The 13,997-nt window shown below is 70.7% G+C and carries 11 protein-coding genes; all 11 read left to right on the top strand.

What is annotated here, in order from left to right; genetic code table 11:
* The first annotated feature begins 12 nt into the window (after positions 1–12).
* The 11 genes from OG446_RS08565 to pgeF all read left to right on the top strand — a co-directional run bounded on the left by OG446_RS08565 (position 13) and on the right by pgeF (position 13,996).
* Positions 13–609 (top strand): hypothetical protein, encoded by a 597-nt coding sequence (locus tag OG446_RS08565; protein ID WP_389260440.1) that lies wholly within the window; start codon positions 13–15, stop codon positions 607–609.
* A gap of 4 nt (positions 610–613) precedes the next feature.
* Positions 614–2,614 (top strand): peptidoglycan D,D-transpeptidase FtsI family protein, encoded by a 2,001-nt coding sequence (locus OG446_RS08560; protein WP_328893448.1) that lies wholly within the window; start codon positions 614–616, stop codon positions 2,612–2,614.
* 17 nt (positions 2,615–2,631) lie between these two features.
* A complete protein-coding gene (locus tag OG446_RS08555) occupies positions 2,632–4,350 on the top strand; it encodes a UDP-N-acetylmuramoyl-L-alanyl-D-glutamate--2,6-diaminopimelate ligase (RefSeq protein ID WP_328893447.1) in 1,719 nt (572 codons plus the stop codon).
* A 4-nt stretch (positions 4,351–4,354) separates the two neighbouring features.
* On the top strand, positions 4,355–5,761 hold the full coding sequence (locus tag OG446_RS08550) for a UDP-N-acetylmuramoyl-tripeptide--D-alanyl-D-alanine ligase (protein WP_328893446.1): 1,407 nt from the start codon (positions 4,355–4,357) through the stop codon (positions 5,759–5,761).
* Positions 5,758–6,828, top strand: coding sequence for a phospho-N-acetylmuramoyl-pentapeptide-transferase (mraY, locus tag OG446_RS08545; protein WP_328893445.1), 1,071 nt, complete (start codon positions 5,758–5,760; stop codon positions 6,826–6,828). Before OG446_RS08550 ends, mraY begins: the two co-directional genes overlap by 4 nt.
* A complete protein-coding gene (gene murD / locus OG446_RS08540) occupies positions 6,810–8,243 on the top strand; it encodes a UDP-N-acetylmuramoyl-L-alanine--D-glutamate ligase (RefSeq protein WP_328893444.1) in 1,434 nt (477 codons plus the stop codon). The genes mraY and murD overlap by 19 nt, the downstream gene beginning before the upstream one ends.
* A gap of 115 nt (positions 8,244–8,358) precedes the next feature.
* Positions 8,359–9,801 carry a putative lipid II flippase FtsW gene (ftsW, locus tag OG446_RS08535; RefSeq protein ID WP_328893443.1) on the top strand — a complete coding sequence of 481 codons (1,443 nt, stop codon included), beginning with the start codon at positions 8,359–8,361 and terminating at the stop codon, positions 9,799–9,801.
* A 6-nt stretch (positions 9,802–9,807) separates the two neighbouring features.
* Positions 9,808–10,902: an undecaprenyldiphospho-muramoylpentapeptide beta-N-acetylglucosaminyltransferase gene (gene murG, locus OG446_RS08530; protein WP_148017738.1), complete on the top strand. Its 1,095-nt coding sequence runs from the start codon at positions 9,808–9,810 to the stop codon at positions 10,900–10,902.
* A gap of 50 nt (positions 10,903–10,952) precedes the next feature.
* Positions 10,953–11,747 (top strand): cell division protein FtsQ/DivIB, encoded by a 795-nt coding sequence (locus OG446_RS08525; RefSeq protein WP_328893442.1) that lies wholly within the window; start codon positions 10,953–10,955, stop codon positions 11,745–11,747.
* Positions 11,748–12,023: 276 nt separating this feature from the next.
* A complete protein-coding gene (gene ftsZ / locus OG446_RS08520) occupies positions 12,024–13,238 on the top strand; it encodes a cell division protein FtsZ (protein WP_328893441.1) in 1,215 nt (404 codons plus the stop codon).
* Entirely contained in the window at positions 13,235–13,996 is a 762-nt protein-coding gene (pgeF, locus tag OG446_RS08515; RefSeq protein ID WP_443050063.1) for a peptidoglycan editing factor PgeF, read from the top strand. Before ftsZ ends, pgeF begins: the two co-directional genes overlap by 4 nt.
* The last annotated feature ends 1 nt before the right edge of the window (position 13,997 follow it).

Below are 13,997 nucleotides of genomic sequence, written 5' to 3'. Positions count from 1 at the left end.
CGGAGCGGCGCGGTGAGCAACGCGGCCGGCGGGCTGAAAGGACGCGCCGCGCGGCTCAGCCGGCTGATGCCGGCCGGGCCGAGCAACGCGGCCCGGACCCCCTTCGTCCTGCTGGTCGTCCTGCTCCTGGGCGGCGGCCTGATCACCCTGCTGCTGCTGAACTCCGCGCTCAACGAAGGATCGTTCCGGCTGAGCGAGCTGAAGAAGCGGACCACGGACCTCACCGACGACCAGCAGGCACTCCAGCGGGACGTCGACAGCGCCTCCGAACCCGATGCCCTGGCCCGGCGAGCACGGGAGCTGGGCATGGTCCCCGGCGGCAGCCCCGCCTTCCTCGGCCCGAACGGCAAGGTCCGCGGCGTGCCCTCCGCCGCCAGCGCCGTGCCGACCACTCCGGCCCCGAAGTCCCAGGTCCCCGAACCGCCCCCCGCAGCCGCCCCGTCGCCCTCCTCCTCGCCCCGCTCCACCCCTTCGCCCGCCGCGTCGGGCACGCCGGCGGCGAAGCCCGGTGCCTCCGCGACGGTGACCGGCACCGCCCAGGCGAGGCCGAACACCTCCGCGAACGCGCGTACCCCGGCAGAACAGACCTCCACGAGCCCCGGCAGGTGACGCAGTGCCCTCCCAGGAACCACCGCGCCGGCGGGTGCCCGGCCCCGCGCGCCCGCGCAACGCGGCGGGCCGCTCCGGCCGCCCCCGGCCCGCCGCCCGCCCCGAGCCGCGACGACGGCCCTCGTCCGCAGCACCGCGCGGACGGACCCCGCGCTCCCGCTCCGGCCGGCCGCTGCGCCTCGGCAGCCCAAGGCCGCGGCTGCGGCTCGTCAGCCTGGCGCTGACCCTGGTCATGATCGCGTTCGTCGTCCGGCTCCTCCAGGTGCAGGCCGTCGACGCCAACGCGTACGCGGCGAAGGCGGAGAAGAACCGCTACCTCAGCTACACCGTCGCCGCCGAGCGCGGCGAGATCACCGACCGCGGCGGCATCGCGCTGGCCACCAGCGTCGACGCGTACGACATCACCGCCGACCCCAAGATGTTCACTCCCGAGGACAGCAAGGCACCCGACGCACCCCAGCAGGCCGCCGCTCTCCTCGCGCCGATCCTCGGTGTCGACGCGGCCGAACTGACCAAGAAGCTGTCCAAGCCCAAGAGCCGGTACGCGGTGCTGGCCCGCAGGCAGACCCCGCAGGTCTGGACGCAGATCAAGGACCTCAAGTCCGTCTTCGCCGAGAAGGCCCAGAAGGACAGGGCGGCAGGCGGCCCCGGTGCCAATGTGCTCGCCGGCGTCTTCCAGGAGTCGACCACCAAGCGCGTCTACCCCAACGGCGGGCTCGCCGCCGGGATACTGGGATACGTCAACGCCGAGGGCAAGGGCGCGGGCGGCCTCGAATCGCAGCTGGAGACGGAGCTCGCGGGCGAGGACGGCACGATCAAGTACGCCCAGTCCGGCGGTCGCCGGGTGCCCACCGCGGGCACCAAGGAGGTCCCCGCCGTCGCCGGCTCCGACATCGAGCTGACCATCGACCGCGACATCCAGTGGGCGGCCCAGAAGGCCATCTCCGACCAGGTGGCGAAGTCCAAGGCCGACCGCGGCTACGTCATCGTGCAGAACACCCGCACCGGCGAGGTCCTCGCCATGGCCAACGCGCCGGGCTTCGACCCCAACGACCTCTCGCAGGCCGACGCCGCCTCACTGGGCAACGCGGCGCTCCAGGACGTGTACGAGCCCGGCTCCACCAGCAAGGTCATGTCGATGGCCGCCGTGCTGGAGGAGGGTGTCGCAACCCCGGGCACCCATGTCACGGTCCCCAACCGCCTGCACCGCGGTGACCGGCTCTTCAAGGACGACATCGACCACCCGACCTGGTACCTCACGCTCAACGGCGTACTCGCCAAGTCCAGCAACATCGGCACCATCCTGGCCACCGGTCAGCTGGGGAAGACCCAGGCCGAGTCCAACAAGGTGCTCCACTCCTACCTGCGCAAGTTCGGCATCGGTTCTCCGACCGGACTCGGCTACCCGGGTGAGACCGCCGGCATCCTCGCCAAGCCGCAGGACTGGTCGACCTCGCAGCAGTACACGATCCCGTTCGGCCAGGGCCTCTCGCTCAACGCCATGCAGGCCGCCTCGATCTACTCCACGATCGCCAACGGAGGGGTCCGGATCGAACCGACGCTCGTCCGCGGCACCAAGGGCGCCGACGGCCGCTTCACCGCTGCCGAGGCCCCCGAGCAGACCAGGGTGGTCAGCGAGAAGACCGCCAGGACGCTCGCGAGCATGCTGGAGTCGGTCGTCGGTGACGAGGAGGGCACCGGAACGAAGGCCAAGATCCCCGGCTACCGCGTCGCGGGCAAGACCGGTACGGCCAACCGAGTCGATCCGGTACGCGGCGGCTACCACGGCTACACCGCCTCCTTCGCCGGTTTCGCCCCCGCCGACAACCCTCAGATCACCGTCTACTGCGCCATCCAGAACCCCACCAAGGGCAGCTACTTCGGCGGCCAGATCTGCGGACCCATCTACAAGCAGGTCATGGAATTCGCGCTGAAGACGCTGCAGACCGCCCCCACCGGCAGCGAGCCGGCCCGGCTGCCGGTGTCCTTCAAACCCGGCGAGTGAACTCGGGGAGACCCTCAGTGACAACCATCACCCCCGATCCGGGGAACCGGAACGGGAACCACCGCACCCCCGCCCCCTCACTTCGCGAGAGGCCGGGTGTGCCCGGTACGCTCACCGCCGTGCCCCACGCTGAACAGTCCCGAACCACCCAGAAGGACGCCCCTGTGAACTACCCGGGAGCGCCCCGCCCGGATCGGCTGCGGCCGACCTCCCTGGCCTCGCTGGCGGCCCGGCTGGGAGTCGAACCGCCGGGCAACGGCGAAGTCACCGGCATCACCCACGACTCCCGGGCCGTGCGCCCCGGTGACGTCTACGCGGCCCTGCCCGGTGCCCGTCTGCACGGTGCCGACTTCACCGCCCAGGCCGCCGGTCTCTGCGCCGCCGCGATCCTCACCGACCCGGCGGGCGCCGAACGCGCCGCCGCCACCGGACTCCCGGTGCTGGTCGTCGAGGACCCGCGGGGCCGGATGGGCGAACTCGCCGCCGAGATCTACGGCCACCCCGGTGCCGGCCTGCTCCAGATCGGCATCACCGGAACCTCCGGCAAGACCACGACGGCCTACCTGGTCGAGGGCGGATTCCGCGGCGCCGGACGCGCCACCGGTCTCATCGGCACCGTGGAGATGCGGATCGGCGACGAGCGCATCAAGTCCGAGCGCACCACCCCCGAAGCCACCGACCTGCAGGCCCTGTTCGCCGTCATGCGCGAACGCGGGGCGGACGCGGTGACGATGGAGGTCTCCAGCCACGCCCTGGTGCTCGGCCGGGTCGACGGCTGCGTCTTCGACGTCGCGGTCTTCAACAACCTCAGCCCGGAGCACATGGAGTTCCACTCCGGCATGGAGGACTACTTCCAGGCCAAGGCGCGGCTGTTCACCCCGCAGCGCAGCAGGCAGGGCGTCGTCAACTACGACGACGAGTACGGCCGCCGGCTGATCACCGAGGCATCCGTCCCGATCACCACGTTCTCCGCCGAGGGCCACCCGGACGCCGACTGGCGCGCCGAGGACGTCGAGGTGGGCCAGCTCGGCTCCACCTTCACCGTCGTCGGGCCCAAGGGCGAGCGGGCCGCCGCCGAGGCGCCGCTGCCCGGCCCGTTCAACGTCGCCAACACCCTCGCCGCGATCGTCACCCTCGCCGTCGCGGGCATCGACCTCCAGACCGCCGCCGACGGCGTCGCCGCGGTGCCCGGGGTGCCCGGCCGGCTGGAGCGGGTCGACGCCGGACAGCCGTACCTCGCACTCGTCGACTACGCGCACAAGACCGACGCCGTCGAATCGGTGCTGCGCTCCCTCCAGAAGGTCACCGAGGGCAGAATCCACATCGTCCTCGGCTGCGGCGGCGACCGCGACACCACCAAACGCGGCCCGATGGGCGCGGCAGCGGCCCGGCTCGCCGACACCGCCGTACTGACCTCGGACAACCCGCGCTCCGAGGACCCCCTCGGCATCCTCGCCGCCATGCTCGCGGGCGCCGCCGAAGTGCCCGTGCACGAACGCGGTGACGTCCTGGTCGACGCCGACCGGGCCGCCGCCATCGCCGCCGCCGTCGGACGCGCCGGCCCCGGGGACACCGTGCTGATCGCCGGCAAGGGCCACGAGCAGGGCCAGGACGTCCACGGAGTGGTGCGCCCCTTCGACGACCGGGTGGTCCTTCGCACGGCCATCGAGCGGTCCCTGGGACACCAGAACGCCACCCACCGGGCCCCCACCCACGAGAACAACAGTCAGGGATGACCAAGTGATCGCCCTTTCCCTCGCCGAGATCGCCGAAATCGTCGGCGGGCAGTCGTACGACATACCGGATCCGGCCGTAACCGTCAGCGGGCCCGTCGTCATCGACTCCCGGGAGGTGAAGCAAGGCAGCCTCTTCGTCGCGTTCACCGGCGAACGCGTCGACGGCCACGACTACGCGCGGCGCGCCGTCGAGGCGGGCGCGGCAGTCGTCCTGGCCGCCCGGCCCGTCGGCGTTCCGGCGATCGTCGTCGACGACGTGGTGGCGGCGCTCGGCGCGCTCGCCCGCGCCGTCGTCGGACGCCTCGGCACCACCGTCGTCGCGCTCACCGGATCCGCCGGCAAGACCTCCACCAAGGACCTGATCGCCCAGCTCCTGGAGCGCAAGGGGCCCACCGTCTACCCGGCGGGCAACCTCAACAACGAGATCGGGCTGCCGCTCACCGCGCTGCGCGCCACCGAGGAGACCCAGCACCTGGTCCTCGAAATGGGTGCCCGCTACATCGGCGACATCTGCTACCTCACCGGGCTCGTCCCGCCGCGGATCGGCCTCGTCCTCAACGTCGGCAGCGCGCACATCGGCGAGTTCGGCGGAAAGGAGCAGATCGCCCAGGCGAAGGGCGAGATGGTCGAGTCCCTCCCCGAGGACGGCCTCGCCGTCCTCAACGCCGACGACCCGCTCGTCCGCGCCATGACCTCGCGGACCAAGGCCCGGGTGCTGCTCTTCGGCGAAGCCGCGGATGCGGACGTACGGGGTGAGAACGTCCGTCTCACCGAGGACGGTCGCCCCTCGTTCAGGCTTCACACACCCACCGGGTGCAGTGATGTGACCATGCGCCTGTACGGTGAGCATCACGTGTCGAACGCGCTCGCCGCGGCCGCCGTCGCCCATGAGCTGGGCCTGTCCGCAGACGAGATCGCCGTGGCGCTCTCCGAGTCGGGCACCCTCTCCCGCTGGCGCATGGAGGTCACCGAGCGTCCGGACGGCGTGACGTTCGTCAATGACGCCTACAACGCCAACCCCGAATCCATGAAGGCCGCGCTGCGCGCGCTGGCCGCCATGGGGAAGGGGCGTCGTACGTGGGCGGTGCTCGGCCAGATGGCCGAGCTCGGCGACGCCTCGCTCACCGAGCACGACGCGGTCGGACGGCTTGTCGTCCGGCTCAACGTCAGCAAGCTCGTCGCGGTCGGGGGCAGAGAAGCCTCCTGGCTGCAACTGGGCGCATACAACGAGGGTTCGTGGGGTGAGGAGTCGGTGCATGTGTCCGACGCACAGGCTGCCGTCGACCTGTTGCGCAGTGAACTGCGCCCGGGAGACGTCGTGCTGGTGAAGGCGTCCCGGTCGGTCGGCCTGGAGCAGGTCGTTACGGCACTGCTGGGGAACGCGACCGAGGGCGAGGTCGCCGGCCGATGAGGCAGATCCTCTTCGCGGGGGCCATCGGGCTCTTCCTGACCCTGGTCGGTACCCCGCTGCTGATCAAGCTCCTGGCCCGCAAGGGATACGGGCAGTTCATCCGGGACGACGGCCCGCGCAGCCACGGATCGAAGAAGGGCACGCCCACCATGGGCGGCATCGCCTTCATCCTGGCGACGATCATCGCGTACGTCCTGGCCAAGGTGATCACCGGCGAGGAGATGCGATTCTCCGGTGTGCTGGTCCTCTTCCTGATGGCCGGCATGGGGCTCGTCGGCTTCCTCGACGACTACATCAAGATCGTCAAGCAGCGTTCGCTGGGTCTGCGGGCCAAGGCCAAGATGGCCGGCCAGCTGATCGTCGGCGTCGCCTTCGCGGTGCTCTCGCTCCAGTTCGCCGACGCCCGGGGCAACACCCCCGCCTCCGACAAGCTCTCGTTCGTCGAGGACTTCGGCTGGTCGATCGGCCCGGTGCTCTTCGTGCTCTGGGCGCTCTTCATGATTCTCGCCATGTCCAACGGCGTGAACCTGACGGACGGTCTGGACGGCCTGGCCACCGGCGCGTCGGTGATGGTCTTCGGTGCGTACACCTTCATCGGGCTCTGGCAGTTCCAGGAGTCCTGCGCCAACGCGGCCACCCTCACCAACCCGAGCGCCTGCTTCGAGGTACGAGATCCGCTCGACCTCGCGGTCGTGGCCTCCGCACTCATGGGCTCCTGCTTCGGCTTCCTGTGGTGGAACACCTCGCCCGCCAAGATCTTCATGGGTGACACCGGTTCGCTGGCCCTCGGCGGCGCGCTCGCCGGACTGGCGATCTGCTCCCGTACCGAGTTCCTGATGGCGGTGCTCGGCGGCCTCTTCGTGATGATCACGATGTCCGTCGTCATCCAGGTCGGCTCGTTCAAGATGACCGGCAAGCGCGTCTTCCGGATGGCACCGCTCCAGCACCACTTCGAACTCAAGGGGTGGTCCGAAGTCCTTGTCGTGGTCCGCTTCTGGATCATCCAGGGCATGTGCGTGATCGTCGGCCTCGGCCTCTTCTACGCAGGATGGGCAGCCAAGAAGTGAGCAACGTGGACTGGCAGGGCAAGCACGTCACGGTCGCCGGACTCGGGGTCTCCGGGATCCCGGCGGCCCGGGTGCTGCACGGCCTCGGCGCCGTCGTCACCGTGGTCAACGACGGGGACGACGAGCGCTCCCGCGGCCAGGCCGCGGAGCTGGAGGCGCAGGGCATCACCGTGCGCCTCGGCGACGGGGCCACCCTGCCGAAGTCCACCGAGCTCATCGTCACCACCCCGGGCTGGAAGCCCGACAAGCCGCTCTTCGCCGCAGCCGCCGAGGCGGGCGTCCCCGTCTGGGGCGACGTCGAACTCGCCTGGCGGCTGCGCGGACCCGGTGCCGCGCCCTGGCTCGCGGTCACCGGCACCAACGGCAAGACCACGACCGTACGGATGCTCGCCTCGATCCTGGAGGCCGCCGGGCTGCGCACCGCAGCCGTCGGCAACATCGGGGTCTCGCTCCTGGACGCGGTCCTCGGCGAGGAGACGTACGACGTCCTGGCCGTCGAGCTCTCCAGCTACCAGCTGCACTGGTCGCCCTCGCTGCGCGCCCATTCCGCTGCCGTCCTCAACCTGGCCCCCGACCACCTCGACTGGCACGGCTCCATGGAGGCGTACGTCGCCGACAAGGGCCGGATCTACGAGGGCAACACCGTCGCCTGCGTCTACAACGTGGCGGACGCCGCCACCGAGGACCTGGTGCGCGAGGCGGACGTCGAGGAGGGCTGCCGGGCGATCGGCTTCACCCTCGGCACTCCCGGGCCCTCCCAGCTCGGGGTCGTCGACGGCATCCTCGTCGACCGGGCCTTCGTCACGAACCGGCAGAAGCAGGCCCAGGAGCTCGCCGAGGTCGCGGACGTGAACCCGCCTGCCCCGCACAACATCGCCAACGCCCTCGCGGCCGCGGCGCTGGCCCGGGCCTTCGGTGTGGAGCCCGCCGCCGTCCGCGACGGGCTGCGGGCCTTCCGCCCCGACCCGCACCGCATCGAGCACGTCGCGGACGTCGCCGGAGTGGCGTACATCGACGACTCCAAGGCCACCAACACGCACGCTGCGGAGGCCTCCCTGGCCGCCTACGACCCGATCGTCTGGATCGCCGGCGGACTGGCCAAGGGGGCCACCTTCGACGAGCTGGTGACCGGGTGTGCGAAGCGCCTGCGGGGCGTCGTACTGATGGGCGCCGACCGGGCCCTCATCCGCGAAGCCCTCGCGCGACACGCGCCCGAGGTCCCGGTGACCGACCTCGGCCGGACCGACACTGGGGCGATGTCCGAGGCGGTCCGCGAGGCGGCACGGCTCGCCCGGCCGGGAGACACCGTACTGATGGCTCCCGCCTGCGCCTCGATGGACATGTTCGTCAATTACAACAAGCGGGGCGAGGCCTTCGCGGACGCCGTCCGCACGCTCGCCGCCGAGAGCGCCTGACGGGCCCGGCCTCCGAGCCGTACGGTCCCGGAGCACCCGGGTACGTACGGCTGTACCCGGGGCCCGGGCCCCGGCACCGAGGCCCCGGGCACGAGCAGTGGAGGGGACAGGGACCATGCCGGCCGAAGAGAGCTCTGCCGCACGCCGCGGGGACCGCTCACGGGCGACCCCGGCGATCAGCCGGGTGCTCCATCCGCCCCTCCTCGCGGCCGGGGGCGCACCGCTGACCGCCGGCCTCGCCCTGCGCGTGCGGTCCGCCGCAGGCGCCCGTCGGCCCCCTGCGGGGCGCTCCAGGACCTCCGGCAGCCCCCGTTCCCCCCGGGGCGGGGGAGCGCGGAGGCTGTACGAGCAGGCGCGCCGGGCGTGGGACCGCCCGCTGACGGCCTACTACCTGATCCTGGGCGCCGGACTGCTCATCACCGTGCTCGGTCTGGTGATGGTCTACTCGGCCTCGATGATCAAGGCCCTGGAGCTCGACAAGCCGGGCACCTACTTCTTCCGCAAGCAGTTCCTCGCCGCCGTCATCGGGGCCGGACTGATGGCCGCCGCCGCCCGGATGCCCGTCAAGCTGCACCGGGCCCTGTCCTACCCCCTGCTGATGGGCGCCGTCTTCCTGATGGTGCTGGTCCAGGTGCCGGGGATAGGGATGTCGGTCAACGGCAACCGGAACTGGCTCTACCTGGGCGGCCCCTTCCAGCTCCAGCCCAGTGAGTTCGGCAAGCTGGCCCTTGTCCTGTGGGGGGCCGATCTGCTCGCCCGCAAACAGGACAAACGACTGCTGACCCAGTGGAAGCACATGCTCGTGCCCCTGGTTCCGGTCGCCTTCATGCTGCTCGGGCTGATCATGCTCGGCGGTGACATGGGCACTGCGATCATTCTCACGGCCATCCTGTTCGGACTGCTCTGGCTGGCCGGTGCCCCGACCCGGCTGTTCGCCGGAGTGCTCGCCTCCGCCGGCCTGATCGCCTTCCTGCTGATCAAGACCAGCCCGAACCGGATGTCCCGCCTGGACTGCATGGGGGCCAGCGAACCGGGCCCCGGCGGCTCCTGCTGGCAGGCGGTGCACGGTATCTATGCTCTGGCGTCCGGCGGGTGGTTCGGATCCGGGCTCGGTGCAAGTGTGGAAAAATGGGGTCAACTGCCCGAACCACACACCGACTTCATCTTCGCCATCACCGGGGAGGAACTGGGGTTGGCGGGGACGCTGTCGGTACTCGCCCTGTTCGCGGCTCTAGGCTATGCGGGTATCCGCGTGGCCGGACGCACGGAGGACCCCTTCGTGAGGTACGCAGCGGGAGGTGTGACCACCTGGATCACGGCCCAGGCCGTGATCAACATCGGTGCGGTGCTCGGCCTGCTGCCGATCGCCGGTGTCCCGCTCCCGCTGTTCTCCTACGGGGGGTCGGCCCTGCTGCCGACCATGTTCGCCGTCGGACTGCTGATCGCGTTCGCGCGAGCGGATCCGGCGGCGAAGGCCGCCCTGGCCATGCGGAGGCCCGGGGTGAGATGGAAGACGATGAGACGGCGCGTCAAGAAGCGTCCGTCCGGAGAGCGGTGAATTTCGGTGCATGTCGTACTCGCCGGTGGGGGGACCGCCGGCCACATCGAGCCCGCGCTTGCCCTCGCGGACGCACTGCGGAGGCAGGACCCGAGCGTGGGAATCACCGCACTCGGCACGGAGCGCGGACTCGAGACCAGGCTCGTACCCGAGCGGGGGTACGAACTCGCCCTGATCCCGGCCGTACCGCTGCCGCGCAAACCCACCCCTGAACTCATCACCGTCCCGGGCAGGCTGCGCGGCACCATCAAGGCCGCCGAGCAGATCCTCGAACGCACCAAGGCTGACTGCGTGGTGGGCTTCGGCGGGTACGTGGCGCTGCCCGGCTATCTCGCCGCCAAGCGCGCCGGAGTGCCGATCGTGGTCCACGAGGCCAATGCGCGGCCCGGCCTGGCCAACAAGATCGGTTCGCGGTACGCGCACGGGGTCGCCGTTTCCACCCCCGACAGCAAGCTCCGTGGGGCCCGCTACATCGGCATCCCGCTGCGCCGCACCATCGCGACCCTGGACCGGGCCCGGGTCCGCCCCGAGGCGCGTGCCGCCTTCGGGCTCGACCCCAACCTGCCGACGCTGCTGGTCTCCGGCGGCTCGCAGGGCGCCCGCCACCTCAACGAGGTGGTCCAGCGGGTCGCGCCGCTGCTCCAGCGCTCCGGGATCCAGATCCTGCACGTGGTCGGCCCGAAGAACGAAATGCCGCGCGTCGACAACATGCCCGGGATGCCGCCCTACATCCCGGTACCGTACGTGGACCGGATGGACCTCGCGTACGCCGCGGCCGACATGATGCTCTGCCGCGCGGGCGCGATGACCGTCGCCGAACTCTCCGCCGTCGGGCTGCCGGCCGCCTACGTCCCGTTGCCGATCGGCAACGGCGAACAGCGGCTCAACGCCCAGCCGGTGGTCAACGCCGGCGGTGGGCTGCTGGTGGACGACGCGGCGCTCACCCCCGAGTGGGTGCAGGGCAACGTCCTTCCGGTGCTGTCGGATCCGCACCGGCTGTACGAAATGTCCCGAGCCGCCGCCGAGTTCGGCCGCCGGGACGCCGACGATCTGCTGGTCGGCATGGTGTACGAGGCGATCGCCGCACGCCGAGGCGCGTGAGGCTGACGGGTCCGGGGGCGGCGCCCCCGGACCCGGCATAAGGAGCGAGCGTGGCCGGACCGACGACCGCCCAGCGCGGTACAGGGCAGCAGAAGGAGACCCGGGACCGCTCGCCGCGCCCAGGGGACCGGGGGCGCCGGATGTCCCGGCGCACGCTCCTGATCGTGATCGCCGCGGCCGTGCTGCTGCTCGGAGCCGGCGCCGTCTGGGCGCTGTACGGCTCCTCCTGGCTCCGCACCGAGCAGGTCCGGATCACCGGCGTCGACGTGCTGACACCCGCCGAGGTGGAGGCCGCTGCGGCGGTGCCGATGGGTGCCCCGCTGATCTCCGTCGACACGGACGCCGTCGCCGACCGGTTGCGCCAGAAGTTGCCTCGTATCGACTCGGTGGATGTCGTACGGTCATGGCCGCACGGCATCGGACTTAAAGTGACCGAACGACAGCCGGTTCTGTTGGTGAAAAAGGGTGTGAAGTTCATCGAAGTGGACGCCGAGGGCGTGCGCTTCGCGACGGTGGACAAGGCTCCCGGGCAGGTACCCCTGCTGGAACTGACACCCGGCCGGTCCGCGAGTCAGCGCCGGTTCGGCAGTGAGCGGCTGGTGCGGGAAGCGGTCCGGGTCGCGGGCGATCTTCCGGACGGGGTCGCCGGGGAAACCCGGGTCGTGCGAGTCGTCTCGTACGATTCGGTCTCCCTGGGACTCACCGGGAACCGCACGGTGATCTGGGGGAGCAGTGAAGAAGGTGCGGTGAAGGGGAAAGTCCTCACCGCTCTCATGAAAGCTGCTCCCAAAGCAGGACACTTCGACGTGAGTGCGCCCACCGCTCCGGCGGTGTCGGGTAGTTGACGCACATTTGGCCTGGCCAGCACCCTGGTTGGTCAGCGCTACGGGTGATCACATAGGGTGAAAAGAAAAACGGGAGGTTCGGCGTGTTCGTTGAACGTGCGCCACTTGTCGACTTAGTGTCCTGTTCGGAAGAGTCCATGAAGCAGACACACTGGTAACCCTAAACTTCAACGTTAGGGTTTGGGTCGGCGTTCGGACCGTCCCAATCGGCATCCGTCGTCGCGGCGGGACTACCGCCAAGCGACGACACGTAACTCGAGGCGAGAGGCCTTCGACGTGGCAGCACCGCAGAACTACCTCGCAGTCATCAAGGTCATCGGTGTCGGCGGCGGTGGTGTCAATGCCATCAACCGAATGATCGAGGTCGGTCTCAAGGGCGTCGAGTTCATCGCGATCAACACGGATGCGCAAGCCCTGTTGATGAGCGACGCCGACGTCAAGCTCGACGTCGGCCGTGAACTCACCCGCGGCCTCGGCGCCGGGGCGAACCCGGCCGTCGGTCGTAAGGCGGCAGAGGACCACCGTGAAGAGATCGAGGAGGTCCTCAAGGGGGCCGACATGGTCTTCGTCACCGCAGGAGAAGGCGGCGGCACCGGCACCGGTGGCGCACCCGTCGTCGCCAATATCGCGCGCTCGCTCGGCGCCCTGACGATCGGTGTGGTCACCCGGCCGTTCACCTTCGAGGGCCGGCGTCGCGCGAACCAGGCGGAGGACGGCATCGCCGAACTCCGCGAAGAGGTCGACACCCTCATCGTCATTCCCAACGACCGGTTGCTGTCCATCTCGGACCGCCAGGTCAGCGTGCTCGACGCGTTCAAGTCGGCCGACCAGGTACTGCTCTCGGGCGTCCAGGGCATCACCGACCTCATCACCACCCCGGGTCTGATCAACCTCGACTTCGCCGACGTCAAGTCGGTCATGTCCGAGGCCGGATCGGCGCTCATGGGTATCGGCTCGGCCCGCGGCGACGACCGCGCGGTGGCCGCCGCGGAGATGGCGATCTCCTCGCCGCTCCTGGAGGCGTCCATCGACGGCGCCCGCGGTGTCCTGCTCTCCATCTCCGGCGGCAGCGACCTCGGTCTCTTCGAGATCAACGAGGCCGCCCAGCTGGTGAGCGAGGCGGCACACCCCGAGGCGAACATCATCTTCGGCGCGGTCATCGACGACGCGCTGGGTGACGAGGTGCGGGTCACCGTGATCGCGGCGGGATTCGACGGCGGACAGCCCCCGGCCCGCCGGGAGAACGTCCTGGGTGCGAACTCCACCAAGCGCGAGGAGCCGGCCCCGCCGGTCCGGGCCGCCGAGCCCGTGCGCCAGAACAGCGGACTGGGTTCCGTGCCCACGCGCGAGGAGCCTCCGGTCCAGGCCGAGCCGGTTCCGGTGGTGCACGAGAGCCACCTTCCGCCGGTCGCTCCGCCGCACGTCCCGCCGGCCCGTCCCTACCAGGACTCCCAGGCCGAAGAGCTGGACGTTCCGGACTTCTTGAAGTGATAGGTCCGCACCACTCAGTGAGTCACAAGGATTCTGTTTCTTCGGACGGCGGCGCTCACTTCTCCTTCACCGACAGGTGGGGCGGGGTGAGCGCCGCTCCGTACGCGGAGCTCAATCTCGGCGGCGCGGTCGGTGACGACACCGCCGCCGTCCTGGCGAACCGGGAGCGGGCCGCCCGGGCGCGGGGACTCGATCCGGCGCAGGTCGTCTGGATGAACCAGGTGCACGGCCGGGACGTCGCCGTCGTCGACGGACCCTGGGGCGACACGCGCGAGATTCCCGCCGTCGACGCGGTGGTGACCGCGCGACGCGGACTCCCGCTCGCCGTCCTGACCGCCGACTGCACCCCCGTACTGCTCGCCGACCCGGTCGCCGGAATCGTCGCAGCAGCACATGCGGGCCGTCCCGGTCTGGTCGCCGGAGTCGTACCCGCCGCGGTCGCGGCCATGGTCGCACTCGGCGCGGAACCCTCCCGGATCACCGCCCGCACCGGGCCGGCCGTCTGCGGCCGGTGCTACGAGGTGCCGGCCGGAATGCGGGACGAGGTCGCGGCGGTCGCCCCCGCCGCGTGGTCCGAGACCAGTTGGGGCACCCCGGCGGTGGACGTCACCGCCGGAGTCCACGCACAACTGGCGGACCTCGGCGTCACCGACCGGCAGGCTTCGGCTTTCTGCACCCTCGAATCGGGCGATCACTTCTCGTACCGACGCGACCGCACCACCGGGCGGCTCGCCGGATATGTCTGGCTGGACGGATAGG

It is taken from the genome of Streptomyces sp. NBC_00236, from assembly GCF_036195045.1.
In the GTDB taxonomy this organism is placed as follows: Bacteria; Actinomycetota; Actinomycetes; order Streptomycetales; family Streptomycetaceae; genus Streptomyces.
Note: the sequence above shows the minus strand (reverse complement) of the source record. Positions and strands in the feature narration are given on the sequence as shown.